This window comes from Allofournierella sp. (assembly GCF_048388525.1).
Lineage (GTDB): Bacteria > Bacillota > Clostridia > Oscillospirales > Ruminococcaceae > BQOK01.
Genome location: NZ_DBGCTQ010000041.1, coordinates 17276 through 30347 on the forward strand (window position 1 = coordinate 17276; position 13072 = coordinate 30347).

General features: G+C 64.6%; 8 protein-coding genes. 1 reads left to right on the forward strand and 7 read right to left on the reverse strand.

Annotated elements, in window-relative coordinates; genetic code table 11:
* Positions 1-14 precede the first annotated feature (14 nt).
* The 4 genes from ACMLHZ_RS04500 to ACMLHZ_RS04515 form a co-directional block, all read right to left on the reverse strand.
* Positions 15-905, reverse strand: coding sequence for a GNAT family N-acetyltransferase (locus tag ACMLHZ_RS04500; protein WP_418666600.1), 891 nt, complete (start codon positions 903-905; stop codon positions 15-17).
* Position 906: 1 nt separating this feature from the next.
* Complete coding sequence (locus ACMLHZ_RS04505; protein WP_418666601.1) at positions 907-2595, reverse strand: Hsp70 family protein; 1689 nt, start codon at positions 2593-2595, stop codon at positions 907-909.
* A gap of 16 nt (positions 2596-2611) precedes the next feature.
* Positions 2612-5746: a tetratricopeptide repeat protein gene (locus ACMLHZ_RS04510; RefSeq protein ID WP_418666602.1), complete on the reverse strand. Its 3135-nt coding sequence runs from the start codon at positions 5744-5746 to the stop codon at positions 2612-2614.
* 68 nt (positions 5747-5814) lie between these two features.
* On the reverse strand, positions 5815-6633 hold the full coding sequence (locus tag ACMLHZ_RS04515; protein WP_418666603.1) for an MYG1 family protein: 819 nt from the start codon (positions 6631-6633) through the stop codon (positions 5815-5817).
* 199 nt (positions 6634-6832) lie between these two features.
* Between ACMLHZ_RS04515 and ACMLHZ_RS04520 the strand changes: the two genes are divergently transcribed.
* On the forward strand, positions 6833-9025 hold the full coding sequence (locus ACMLHZ_RS04520; protein WP_418666604.1) for an N-acetylmuramoyl-L-alanine amidase family protein: 2193 nt from the start codon (positions 6833-6835) through the stop codon (positions 9023-9025).
* Between the two features lie 94 nt (positions 9026-9119).
* On the opposite strand, the gene ACMLHZ_RS04525 is transcribed toward ACMLHZ_RS04520, so the two are convergent.
* From ACMLHZ_RS04525 to ACMLHZ_RS04535, 3 genes are all read right to left on the reverse strand, one after another.
* Positions 9120-9599 (reverse strand): PH domain-containing protein, encoded by a 480-nt coding sequence (locus tag ACMLHZ_RS04525; protein WP_418666605.1) that lies wholly within the window; start codon positions 9597-9599, stop codon positions 9120-9122.
* Between the two features lie 42 nt (positions 9600-9641).
* On the reverse strand, positions 9642-10709 hold the full coding sequence (locus ACMLHZ_RS04530; RefSeq protein WP_418666606.1) for a branched-chain amino acid aminotransferase: 1068 nt from the start codon (positions 10707-10709) through the stop codon (positions 9642-9644).
* Positions 10710-11005: 296 nt separating this feature from the next.
* Positions 11006-12715, reverse strand: a complete 1710-nt coding sequence (locus ACMLHZ_RS04535) for an ABC transporter substrate-binding protein (RefSeq protein WP_418666607.1) — start codon at positions 12713-12715, stop codon at positions 11006-11008.
* Positions 12716-13072 lie beyond the last annotated feature (357 nt).

Consider the following 13072-nt stretch of genomic DNA (forward strand, 5'->3'; position numbering starts at 1 on the left):
GCGCCGCTCTGTTTTTATTCCGTGTTGGCACGCGCGGCCGCCCGGGGGCTGCCTTCCGCGATCTCCTTCCAGCTCCGCCCCAGCCTCGCCGCGGCCAATATCTCTTCCAGCCGCCCCTTCGGCAGCGGCCCGGGCAGCGCCTGCGGCTCCTGCTGGCCCTCGCGCAGGGCCAGCAGCCAGTAGCTCACGCCCTGCCAGCCGTGTTTATAGCCGCTGCGGGCCTGCCGCCCCTCGCACACAAAACCGAAGGCGGCGTGAAAGGCCTCGCTTTCCGGGTTCGGGTCGGCCAGCACGCCGTAGGCGTTCCAGTAGCCCTCTTCGGCCAGCGCGGCCAGCAGCGCGTGGTACAGCATGCTGCCCACCCCCAGCCGCCGGGCGCCCGGCGCCAGGTAGATGGTGGTCTCCGCGTCCCAGGCATAGGCGTCGCGGCCGTACCGCCAGGGGTGCGCGCAGGCGTAGCCCAGCATCCGGCCCTCGGCGTCCTGTGCCACCAGGTAGGGCAGGCTGCGGGCCAGGCGGCGGATCTCTCTTTGGTACTCCTCCACCGCGGGCGCTCGGTACAAAAACGAGGCGGTGGAGTTTTTTACATAGTGGTCAAACACCGCCAGCACCTCGGCCGCGTCGGCGGGGCGGGCGGGGCGCAGCACCGCAAAGCGGGCCGGGTCAAACCCGGCGGCCAGCGCCTCCTTCTGCTCCTTGGGCAGCTTTTTTACCACCGCCTCCCGCCGCAGCGCGGCGGCTTTGTCGGCCTGGGGCTCGGCCCAGGCCAGCGCCGCGGCGCCGAAGCCCTTGGTGTACTTTGCGCCAGTGCCGCTTTGGTGGGCGGCCAGCCTGCGGGCAAGATCAGTGGTCCAGCCGGTGTACAGCGCGCCGTTTTCGCACCGCACCATATACACGTAGGGCATTTTACTGCGCGCCCTCCTCCAGTCTGTCCAGCGCCTCCAGCAGCGCCTTGCGGCCCCGCTCGGCCTCCAGCGGGTCCTGGCTTGCCAGCGCCGCGTCGAACGCTGCGATCAGGCCGTCCACCTTGCGGCGCACCGCGCCCGTGCTCTCCTCGTACATGCGCTCGGCGCGCATCATGGCCAGCTTGTTCTCCTCCTGATCGCGGGGGCTCAGCTTCAAAGCGGCCAGTTCGGCCATGCGGGCGGCGGCCTCCTCGTCGCTCATTGCGTTCTGGCCGCTCTGCAGAATGATCTGCTTTTTCACCCCGGTCGAGGTCACTTCCACCTCCACCTGCAAGAGGGCGTTGATGTCGTAAGTGTAGGTCACCCGCACCGATTCCTTGCCCCGCGGCCCCTGGGGAACGGGCACCACCACCTCGCCCAGGTACAGGTTGTTCCGGGCCAGGCGGCTCTCGCCCTGCAAAATATCCACCCGGATCTGCTTCTGGTTGTCGTTGGCGGTGTAAAAGGTTTCGGTGCGGCTCACCGGGATCACGGTGTTGCGCTCGATGATGGGGCAGTAAAAGCCGCTCTCCTCAAACATCCCGTTCGAGCGCACCACGCTGGTACCCAGCGTAAAGGGGCACACGTCGGTAAGGATGATTTCTTTGATCGCCTGGTTGCGCTGCTTCATGCCGCACTGCATGGCCGCGCCCAGCGCCACCGCCAGGTCCGGGTCCACCCCGGCGGCGGGCTGGCGGCCAAACAGCTTTGCCACAAACCGCCGCACCAGCGAGGCCTTTGTGGCGCCCCCCACCAGCACGATCTGGTCCAGGTCGTCCACCATCAGCCCCGCGTCCCGCAGGCTGCGTTCAATGGGCTTGCGCAGCTTTTCAAACAGCGGCTCGCAGGCGGCCTCAAAGTCGGCGATGGTCACGTCCACCCGCTGTTCCGCGCCGTCCACGGTGCAGGCCATGCTCACCACCGCGCCGGTGGTAAAGGCGATCTTCGCCAGCTCGGCCGAGGCCGCAAGGTGGCTCAGTTCCCCATAGGTCAGCTGCTCCAGCGCAAGGTGTGTGCGCTCCAGAAACAGCTCCATCAGCACGGCAGTAAAGTTTTCGCCGCCCAAAAAGTTGTCGCCCGCAATGGCGTGCACCTCCATCACCGGCGCGTCCAGCTCCAAAATCGACACGTCAAAGGTGCCGCCCCCCAGATCGAACACCAAAAAGCGGCCGCTCTGCTTTTGGCCCATGCCATAGGCCAGGGCTGCCGCGGTGGGCTCGTTGATGATGCGGTCCACCCGGAACCCCGCCATCTCACCCGCCTGGCGGGTGGCCTTGCGCTGCAGGTCGTTGAAGTAGGCGGGCACGCTGATGATCGCCTCGTCCACCGGCTCGCCCAAAAAGGCCTCGGCGTCTTCTTTCAGGCTGCGCAGCACCAGGCTCGAGAGCTCCACCGCCTTGAACTTTTTGCCCGACAGCTCAAACTCCTTATCCGTGCCCATGGCCCGCTTGAACACGGCGGCCGAGCAGAACGGGTCCAGCATGGCCCGCTCCTTGGCGGCCCGGCCCACCAAAACGGTGCCGTCCTTGTCCACGCTCACCACCGAGGGGGTGAGTGCCTCGCCCAGCCGGTTGGGGATCAGCACCGGCTTCTCCCCGTCAAAATAAGCCGCAAGGCTGTTCGTTGTTCCCAGATCAATTCCAATCAACATGGCTTATATCGCTTCCTTATCGGTTCATCTTTCTTTTCAGGCGCAGAATGCCCAGCACCACGCTCTCGTCGTCCGCGCTGCGGCGGTATTCCTCCTGCAGAATGGCCAGGGCCGCGGCGTACTCGCCGCCCAGCTCCAGCACCTCGGCGCGTGCCATGGCGCCGTCGCGGCAATGGTCGTAGCTGCAGTGCTCGCACAGGGGCCAGTTGCCGATCTGCTTCAGCAGCTCCAGGGCCTTTTCCGGCTGCCGCCCAAAGGCCGCGGCCGACGCCTGGCTCGAAAGCACCAGCGGCATCTCACCGCCGTCGTCCTGCCCGCGGCGGCGCGCGTAGGCCTCGTTCACCTCGCTCAATTCCCCCGTGCGGCCCAGATCGTGCAGCATCATGCGGTAAATGCCCTGCTGGCGCACGCTGGCAGACTCGATGCGCTGCCACCATTTAAACGCCTTTTTGTTGTCGCCCAGGGCAAGGCAGTAGCAGGCCATAACCTGGTAATACTCCTCGGCCTGGTTGCGCTTGGGCAGCTTGCGCAGCGCCTGGCCCATGCCCTCCACATCGCCCTGGCGCAGCCGCAGCCACGCCTGCTCCACCCAGTAGCCGTCCCGGTCCTTGGGCTCCTGGTGGGCGCTGTCGGAAAAATAGTCGTGCCGGGCGGAAAACGCCTTGTCCCATTGCTGGGTCTTTTCCCACACCGCGTCCGCGCTGCAGTATTTTCCAAGCTCGCCGGTCAGCGCCGCCACCTGCATCCAGGCCTCGCAGGCCTCCGCCGTGCGGTTCAGGTGGTCCAGCAGGGTGGCCAGGTGCTGCCAATGCCAGCGCACCCGCTCCTTTTCCTGTTCGGCGTTCACCGCCTGCCGGGCATACAGCACCGCCTGGTCCCCGTCGCCCGCGTCCCGCGCCAGCAGCGACAAAAAGCGCAGGGTATAGGCGTCCTTTTCGTCCATCCGGGCCGCCTTTTCCAGGCACTCCTTTGCCTTCCCGGGCTGATTTGCATAGTAGTAGTAGCGGCCCGCCAGGTACCAGTCCTCCTGATCCTCCTGGGTGGTTGCGTTCTGCTCATACAGCGGCGCGGCCTTGGCGTATTGCCGGGTTTTATAATAGGCGTAGGCCAGCCGGTAGATCTGGTTCACAACGCCCGGGTAAGCCTTCAGGCTGCGCTCCGCCAGCTCAATGGCCTTGTCGAACTGCTCCAGCTCATTGTAAAGCCACACGGCGCGGCCCTGCAGGTCAAAATCGTGGGGGCGCCAGGCAAGGCCCTTTTCCGCCAGTTCCAGCTGCTGGGCCCGGGTGAGGGTGTCGTCAAAGCTGGCGGCAAAATACAGCTGCTCCTTAAAATAAAGGTCCAGATCCGGCTTTGTGAGCAACGCCTGGAAGACCGCGTAGGCGTCGGCCTCCTTTTCCTTGCCCCCGCAAAGCTGGTCCAGCCTTGCCCGCAAAAAGGTGGTGGCGTCGCAGTTCACGCCGTGCTCCGCCAGGTAGTCCAGCTGCCCCTTGGCGTCGTCCCACTTTTTGTAGATCAGCAACACCCGGATCTTGTAAAGGTAGAAGTCCAGGGTGGAGCCGTCCCGCTCCAGCGCCTGGCAAAAACTGTCGTACGACTCGCGGTAGTCCAGGTTCTCAAACTGGGCCAGGCCTAAGTAATACCAGCCGATGGCGTCGCCGGGCAGCAGCTCGCACAGCTTTTGCGCGGGCTCGTACACCGCCTCGAACCGCTTGTCCGCCAGCAGCCACTGGCACTGATTGCGCCAGATGCGGGGCTGCGTGGGGTCCAGCGCCTTGGCTTCCTGCAGGCGTTCCAGCGCCTCGTCCAGCCGCTGCAGACCGGCCAGCGCCGCGGCCTGCATCTCAAAGCTGCGGCTGATGCGGCCCTTCTTTTCCCGCAGCTTTTCGTCCGCGGTGTCCTCGGGGATGTCCCGCATGGCCTGTTCCCAGCCGCGGGCGTGTTCCAGTGCCCGCTCGTTCTGCTCCAGCGCCAGGCACAGGTTGCCGCAGGTGCTCTCGTACTCGTAGCGCTCGGTCAGATCCCGGGGGTCAAAGCCCTCCAGCACCTGCAAGCCCTTCTGGAATTGCTCCAGCTCCAGGCAGCACCAGGCCAGGTCCATGCGCGCCTTCCGGTTTTCGGGGTCCGCCTCCATGGTGTTTTCCAGCTGGGCGGCCCAGTCGGCGTACACCTGGCGCTGGCGGTCCCGCAGGTTGCGGTCGCTGGGGAACTGGGCGATCAGCTTGTCGTAGGCGTCGGCCGAATCCTCCCAGCGGCCCAGCAGCGCCAGGGCCTGCGCCCGGCCATAGATCGCTCCGTTGTGCTTGGGCTCCGCCGCCAGCAGCTGGTCATACAATTCCAGCGCCCGGTTCACCTGGCCTGCCAGGCGGGCCGCATCGGCGGCGATCAGCAAAAGGTACCCGCTCTCCGGGTGAAGGGCCAGGGTCGCCTCGGCCAGCTCCCGGGCCTGTTCGTACTTTTCCTGCCGCAGCAAAAGGCGGCTTTGCAGCAATTCGGTGAACGGGTGGGTCACGGGCAGCTCCCGCAGCGCCGCCAGCGCCCCGGCGGCCTCGGCCTCGTCGCCGTTTCGGATCAGCTCCTCCGCCTTGAAGTACTTGTGCAGGTATTCGTCCGGGGTGCGGTCATGGCACTCGCTGAACCACTCATAGCGCACGTAATCGTCGTACTTGATGCCCGGTTCCACCACCCGCTCGATAAAGGCGGGGGGGTACTGCTCCTTCAATTCCTCCACATCGTTCAGGATGCCGAAAAAGGCGTCCAGCTGCTGCCACACCAGGTGGGGCAGGTAATAGTCCTCCATAAAAATATGCAGCAGCTTGTCGCGGGCGGCGGCGCGGCTTGCCAGCGAAAAGCACACCTCGTCCTCACACAGCTCCTGCCATTGCTGCGGGTCGATGCGGCGGGCAAAATCGTCGTACAGGCCCTGTGCGCGCGCCGCCCAAAGGCCCAGGGGGCTCTCGTCCTTCTGTGGCTCCTGCTGGGCGCTGGCGGCCTCGGCCTCCTGCAGCGCCTGCTCATAGGCGGCGCGCAGAGCCTTGAATTCCTCCGGCTTTTCCTCGGGGTGCACCTGGGTGAGCTGCTCGTGATAAGCCGCCTTGATGGCGTTTTTGTCCCGGGTCGGCAGGATGCCCAATACCTTCCAGATCTCCATGCGTCTCTCTTCCTTCCTGACCGGCGCTTTTTGCGCCTTTATGTTTCAAAACGAGTTTGCGCCGCCGTTTATTGCAAACCCAGCACCTGGCGGCAGGCGGCCAGGGCGGTCTCCTTGGTGTCGGCTGTGATCAAAAAGCGGCTGGCGTGGCAAAAGCGCAGGCCCGCAAGGCCGCTTCGCTGTGCCAGCACCTCGGGCGGCTGCCCGGCCCAGCCCTGGGGGAACGGGCGTTTCGGCCGCTTGGTAAGCCGGTCGTTCACACACTGGGCCGCCCAGCCGCCCCGCTGGCTGGGGTACACCACAAACAGCGCGTCCGTGCGGTACAGCGCGTTTTTCCAGGGCGCGTAGCAGGGCAGCACCACGATCCCGTCCCGCATGTTCCGGTAGGCCTTCTGCACCAGGGCGTCGGCCCGGTTCACCGCGTTGGCCGCGTCCAGGTTGTTCTGCAAAATCACCTGCGCAAACTCCACCGCCCTTGCAAAGCAGGCGTCCGGGTCGTCGTGCGAGTCCCAAAGGGGGTTGAACCCGCCGATGGCGTCCGCCAAAAGGCAGTCCGCGCCGGTGTTGTCGTTCAGGTCCAGCGGCTGCACAAAATTCTCGTCCAGCAGGCGGGCCTGGTTTTCCCCCACCAGCTGCGCGCCGAACACCTTCCACAAAAGGCCAAAGGCCGCATAGGGCACCCCACCCGGGCGCAGGGCCCGGTCGGCCGAGTGGTGGTCGAACATGCCGTCGCCGATGTCGTACACAATGCCCTCAAACCCCTCGGGCACCTCAAAGCCCCGGGTCACGGCAAAATCCGGCCGAAGAATGCGCAGCAGCGCCGTGGCGAACACGTCGTCCGCGTGGAATTTGCCCCCGTGGGTAAAGCCTTTGGCTGGTACTTTCATCTGCAAAAACGCCCCTCTCTTTCCGGGGCGCGCGTGTGCCCCGATTTTTTAAGTATACCATATCCCAAGGTCAAAAAACAGCGGGCATGGCCATATAATGGAACCTGGGCTTAACAGAACTTTCATACCCGGTGTTCCGGTTTTATGCTATAATGGAACCAGATTCGACAAGCCACGCACCACAAAGGGGGAGAGAACCATGAAAACCAAACGCAAGACCCGCCGCCTTCTGGCGGCCGCCGTGTGCCTGCTGGCGCTGGCGGCCTTGGGGCTGCTGGTATGGCTGGCGGTGCTGCTGGTAAAAAGCGTCGCCGGCGCCGCCGGGCCGGATATGCGCTCGCTGGGGGATGTGCGGGCCGTGGAGCTGTCGGCAAGCTGGAGCAGCTACTTCTCCTCGGAAAAAGAGCGGGACGCGCAGGAGGCGTACATTGCCAGCACCCTGGACGAAGCCGCCGCCCAGGGCGCCACCACGGTGCTGCTCAGCGGCCGGGTGAGCGGCGGCCGCAGCGCGGCCGACACCCTGCTGCGCGCCCCCACCCGGGACGAGATGGCCCCGCAGCTTGCCCCGGCGGTACAGGCCAGCGACAAGTTTTTGAACAAGTTCGACCCCCTCAAGCTGCTGATCAAGGAGGCCAGGGCCCGCAGCATGCAGGTGGCGCTGCTGGCCACCGACGACTGGGGCACCGCCATTCTGGATGAGGGCGAGCTGCCCCAGTGGCTGGCCGACGCCGCTTCCCACTACAAGCTCACGGTCTACAGCCAGACCACCGGCGGCAGCCTGGGGGTGCGCACCTACACCGCCTATTCCGACGCGCCGGACCTTCTGCGGATGGACGCCGATCCCGGCGTGTTGGCCGCCGCCTACCAGCTCAACCCCGGCCGGGGCCTGGTGCTGGGCGATCTGGCGGACCTGGTGGCCGGCGGCTCCAACGCCGCCCTGCTGCTCAGCTACCTGGATGGCGGGGACCTGCCCGCGCTCATGGAAAAGCAGATCCCCCAGACCCTGGCCATCGTCTCGCCCGACCCCGCGCCCCCCGCCTATGGCGACGAGATCTTTCTCATCGGCACCTCCGACCCCTCCCAGCCGGTCACCGTGAACGGCCAGCCCGTGACCTACCAGGGCGCCAAGGGGGTCTGGGGCGTCACCCTCCCCCTGGAGGCGGGCGAAAACAACTATTCCGCCGTGCAGGGCGGCGAGACCGTCACCATCACGGTGCGCAAGGGGGCCGGCGGCGGGGGCGCCGGCGCTGCCCGGCCGGACGGCAGCGTGCCCGCCCAGTGGGGCCAGAAGCTGCGGGTCACCGCCACCCTGGCCAGCCAGCTCAGCCAGTATAACAACGACGATTCCATCACCATGACCGCCTACAAGGGCGCGGTGGCCGAGGTGGCAAACAGCGTTGCCTTTACCCGCAGCGGCAAAAACACCTATGCCTATCAGCTCCAGAACGGCTCCTACATCCTCGCCAAGGACTGCGAGCTTCTGCCCCCCGGCACGCCGGACGCCGCCTTCACCGGCGCCTCCCACTCCGCCGAGGGCAACGTGGAATACCTCACCTTCACGGGCAGCGGCACCCCCCTGTATACCCACACCTGGGAGGGGAATGTTCTCACCCTCAACTTCTATTCGGCCTCTTTTAACGGCGAGCTGCCCGCCGACTTCGGCTTCGGCGGCGCCACCGTGGCCAGCGAGATGGGCGAGCACGGCTTCGCCCTCACCTTCACCTTCAACGAGGTGGATCCCCTTTGGGGCTACCATGTGGATTATCTCGAGGGCGGCACCACCCGCGTCGCCCTGAAGCACAGCCCCCGGCGCGGCGCCGACCCTGCAAAGCCGCTCGCCGGCGTCACGGTCATGCTGGACCCCGGCCACGGCGACACGGACATGGGCGCGGTGGGCAGCCCGGATCCAGACTTTCCCCAGGAAAAGGACCTAAACCTCGCGGCCTCGCTGGCGGCCCGCTACCGGCTGGAACAGCTGGGCGCCACCGTGCTCATGACCCGTGATACCGACGTATTCTACGAGCTGGGCGAGCGGGTCGAAATGCTCAACGCGGCAAAGCCGGACTTTTTCATCGCGGTCCACCACAACAGCACCGCCCTGAATAAAGACGCCACCACCCTCATGGGCACCGAGTGCTACTGGTTCTACACCGAGGGCAAATCCCTGGCGGAAAACCTGGTGGCCGGGGTCACTGCCGCCACCGGCCGCGAGGCCCGGGGCACCTTCTACAATTACTTCTACGTCACCCGCTCCAACATCTGCCCCGCGGTGCTGCTGGAAACAGGCTTTGTCAGCAGCCCGCAGGAATACGAGTCCTGCGCCGACCCCCAGGCCCTTTGGGCCGAGGGCGCGGCCATCGCCCAGGCGGTGCTGAACACCCTGCCGGGCTGACCTCTTGTTCTTCGCCCCATAAAAACCAGGCCGGGCTGCAAGGCGGAACGCTCCGCTGTGCAGCCCGGCTTTTTGTTTGCTGTGCGGCCGGGGTTCATTCCAGCCGGTCGTCCACCCCGTTCTGGTCCGCGTCCGGGAACAGCCCCCCGTCCCCTGTGGGCGCTTCGCCGTCCTCGTGGCCCATGGGCCCGCTCACGATCTCGGTGGCGCGGATGCCGTTGCGGCGGCGGCTCTCCTCCACACCGGCCGAGAGCACCTCCTTGACCTTGCGGGGGTTCTTCACATGCTTCAGGTGCACATGCGGCATGGAGGCGTCCGCACTTTCCACACAGATGGTTCCCACCCCGAACAGCCGGTCGGCCAGCGTTTGGGTCAGGCGCAGGTCACGCACCCGGTACAGGCGGATTTCCTCCTCCCGCAGGTTTAAAAGCCCCACGTTGATCAGCAGCTTCGCGGCGGTGAGCCTGTAGCGGGTAAAGCTGATGGGCAGCCCCAGAATGCGCTTGCGGTCCTGCCACAGCAGCTCTTCCTCCTCCACGCTCACTGCAAAGCCCCCGTTTTTCAGTTTTGCCATGGGTCGTCCTCCTTTTTCGTGCGGCCGGCGCCGGTCGTTTTGTTATACCCTGCAGGTCCAGCCTTTCTCATCGGGCAGCTTGCCCCACTGGATGCCGGTCAGGGTGTCGTACAGCTTCTGGGTCAGGGGGCCGATCTTTCCTTCCCCGATCACCGCCTGCTCGTCCTTCCAAACCAGCTCACCCACCGGGCTGATCACCGCCGCGGTGCCGGTGCCGAACACCTCTTCCAGCCTGCCCTCGCGGGCGGCGGCCATCACATCGGCAATGGCCAGGGGGCCTTCCACCACCTCATAGCCCCAATCCCTGCACAACTCAATGCAGCTGCGGCGGGTCACGCCGGGCAACACCGTGCCGGTGCAGGCGGCGGTGTACACCTTGCCGCCGATCTTGAACATAATGTTCATGCTGCCCACTTCTTCCACGTACTTCTTCTCCACGCCGTCCAGCCACAGCACCTGGGCAAAGCCCTTTTCCTCGGCCAGCGCGCCCGCCTTGATGGAAGCCGCGTAGTTTCCACCGCACTTGCAGAAGCCGGTCAGGCCGGGCGCGGCGCGGATGTACTCGTCCTCCACATAAATGCGCACCGGGTTGATCCCCTCGGCATAGTACGCGCCCGAGGGCGAGCAGATGATGATGAACTTGTAGCTCTTGGAGGCGTGCACCCCCAGCCCCACGTCGGTGCCGATGATGAACGGCCGGATGTACAGGCTGGCGCCGTCCGCGTGGGGCACCCAATCCCGCTCCAGGTCCACAAGGGCCGCCACCGCCTGCACGTAGTCCTCCACCGGGATGGCGGGGATGCACATGCGCTCGCAGGTGTCCACCATGCGCTGGCCGTTGCACTCGGGGCGGAACAGCTGCACCTCTCCCTCGGCGGTGCGGTAGGCCTTCATGCCCTCGAACACCTCCTGGGCATAGTGGAACACCGTGGTGGCCGGGTCCATGGCCAGGGGCCCATAGGGCAGGATGCACGGGTCGTGCCAGCCCTGGCCCTCGGTGTAATCCATCAGGAACATGTGGTCGGTAAACAGCTTTCCAAAACCGAGCCGCGTTTCGTCGGCGGGCTTTTCTTTTGGCTGCTTGTTCTTTTCAATCTTGATTTCCAGCATTTTGCTTTCCCTCTTTTCAGCGGCGGGCGCTCCGGCCCGCGCACAGCTTTTCCTTTATTATAGTAGCGGAGCAAATTTTGCACAAGTCCTTTTCCGCAAATTGCCGGGCAGATTTTTTATCCGAATCCGCCTGCCGCCCCAGCTTCGGGCGCGCCGTTTGCCGCGCAAATCCCGCTGCGGCTGTTTTTGTCAAAATGCCCCTGCGCCTTCCCCCCTGGGCAAGGGTGCAAAGAACCCCCGCCGCAGAAATTGCGGCGGGGGTTCTTGTGGGTTTTTATGCGCTCCGAAGCGGCTGTTTAGCCCTCAACGTAGGCGTACTGCAGGTACCAGTAGCCGTAGGGGCTGTGCCAGCTGCCCTTCAGGGTGGGGCTCTGCAGCCAGAAGTCGTTGTAGTAGGCCACCGGGATCATGGCGTAATCGGCCATGGCGGCGTCCTCAGCCTTGTGCAGGTTCGCAAAGCGCTGCTCCACATCGGCGATCTGGGTGTCTTTCATCAGCTGGTCATAGGTGGCGTTGGAGTACTTGCCGTCGTTGTTGCCGTTGCCGGTCATGAACAGCTCCAGCATGCTGGAGGGGTCGTTGTAGTCAAAGACCCAGCCGTTGCGGCTCATCTCGTAATCGCCGGCGCGGCGCAGCGGGGTAAAGGAGCCCCATTCCACCACTTCCACGTTCAGGGTGATGCCCAGAACTTCCTGGTAGCACTGCTGCAGGTACTCGGCGACCACCTTGTGGTAACCGGCGTCGTTGGTGGAGTAGGTGATGGCGGGGAAGCCCTCGCCGTTCGGGTAGCCGGCCGCGGCCAAAGCCTCCTGGGCCATCTTCTTGGAGGTCTCGTAATCGGTGGGCAGGTACTCGGTGCTGGACTTATCCATGTAGGCGCTCTTGCCGTCCGCATCGGTGATGCCGGGGCCGGTCAGGGTGTAGGCGGGGCTGTAGGTGCCCTGCATCAGGGTGTTGGCCACAAAATCGCGGTCGATGGCCAGGCTCAGGGCCTTGCGCACGTTCACGTCGTTGAAGGGGGCCTTCTGGGTCTGCATGCTCAGGTAGTAGGTGCCCATGATGGGATCCACATAGAAGTCGCCGCCATCCTCGGCCTTCTTCAGGCTGGGGATCTCCTCGGTGGGAACGTCCTTCACCAGCTGGGCCTGGCCGCTCTGGTAAGCGGTGTAGGAAGCGGTGGAGTCCTCGATCAGCAGGAAGGTGATGGTGTCGGACACGATCTTGCTGGTATCCCAGCCGCCCTTGTAGTTGGGGTTCTTCTTGGCAACGATCTTCTCGCCCACGGTCCACTCGTCGATCATGTAGGGGCCGTTGCACACATAGCTCTCAGGGGCGGTGGCCCAGCTGTCGCCGTTGGCGTCCACGGTGGCCTTCTGCACGGGGCTCAGGGTGGCGAACGCAGCCAGCTTGTCAAAGTAGGTGCAGGGGTAGGCCAGCTCCACCACAAAGGTCTTGGCGTCCGGGGCCGAAACAGCCAGCTTGGTGGCGTCCGGCTCGGTGGTGGGGTTGCCCTCGGCGTCCGGGTTGCCCTGGGCGTCGTCAAAGCCCTTGATCATGCCCACGGCGGTGGCGGCATAAGGGGCCGCGGTGTTCACGTCGGCCACGCGCTGGAAGGTGTAAACAAAGTCTTCCGCGGTCATGTCGGTGCCATCGGACCATTTCAGGCCGTCGCGCAGGGTAAAGGTCCAGGTCAGGCCGTCCTCGCTCACTTCGTACTTCTCGGCCTGGCCGGGCTGCACGGTGTTGTTCTCATCCACAATGAGCAGGGGCTCAAAGAAGGTGATCAGCATGTTGGCGCCGTCGATGGCGCTGTTCAGCGCGGGGTCGATGGTCTCGGGGTTGGGCCCGATCTGCACGGTCACGCCGGAAGCGCCGGTGGTGCTGCCGGAAGCCGGGGTGGAATCGCCCGCCGGGGTGGAACCCGTCGGGGTACTGGTGTTGCCGCCGCAGGCGGCCAGGCTCAGCGCCATGCAGGCTGCCATGACCAGGGCTAACATCTTTTTCATGGTTGCGTCCTCCTAAGTAATGTTCTTTCCCACTCGTCCCCTCCGGTTTCCCTGGGGCTTCAGCGCTCTTTGTTGCAGGAAGTTCCTGCAACAGCAAAAAGGGGTACCCCTTTTTGGGTGAGAGCCTTTTCCGCCCGGCCGGTTTACTGAAAAGGTCCAAGAGTGTTTTCCTGCTGCGAACACTTGCTTGCATTCCGCAGGATTTGTAAAGTATTGTAGCACTTTACAAAGGTAAATCGCAATACAAAATTGCGATTTGTAAAAAATTTGTATCTTTTTAATAGCTTTTTCTTGTGCCGCCGGTGAAATATTATAAACCCCTCACAAATGCTCCCGGGCCCTTTGCGCAAAAAGGCC

Coding starts and splice junctions, on each gene's coding strand:
- ACMLHZ_RS04500 (WP_418666600.1), bottom strand. CDS start 905: ATGCCCTACGTGTATATGGTGCGGTGCGAAAACGGCGCGCTGTACACC.
- ACMLHZ_RS04530 (WP_418666606.1), bottom strand. CDS start 10,709: ATGCTGGAAATCAAGATTGAAAAGAACAAGCAGCCAAAAGAAAAGCCC.
- ACMLHZ_RS04535 (WP_418666607.1), bottom strand. CDS start 12,715: ATGAAAAAGATGTTAGCCCTGGTCATGGCAGCCTGCATGGCGCTGAGC.
- ACMLHZ_RS04505 (WP_418666601.1), bottom strand. CDS start 2,595: ATGTTGATTGGAATTGATCTGGGAACAACGAACAGCCTTGCGGCTTAT.
- ACMLHZ_RS04510 (WP_418666602.1), bottom strand. CDS start 5,746: ATGGAGATCTGGAAGGTATTGGGCATCCTGCCGACCCGGGACAAAAAC.
- ACMLHZ_RS04520 (WP_418666604.1), top strand. CDS start 6,833: ATGAAAACCAAACGCAAGACCCGCCGCCTTCTGGCGGCCGCCGTGTGC.
- ACMLHZ_RS04515 (WP_418666603.1), bottom strand. CDS start 6,633: ATGAAAGTACCAGCCAAAGGCTTTACCCACGGGGGCAAATTCCACGCG.
- ACMLHZ_RS04525 (WP_418666605.1), bottom strand. CDS start 9,599: ATGGCAAAACTGAAAAACGGGGGCTTTGCAGTGAGCGTGGAGGAGGAA.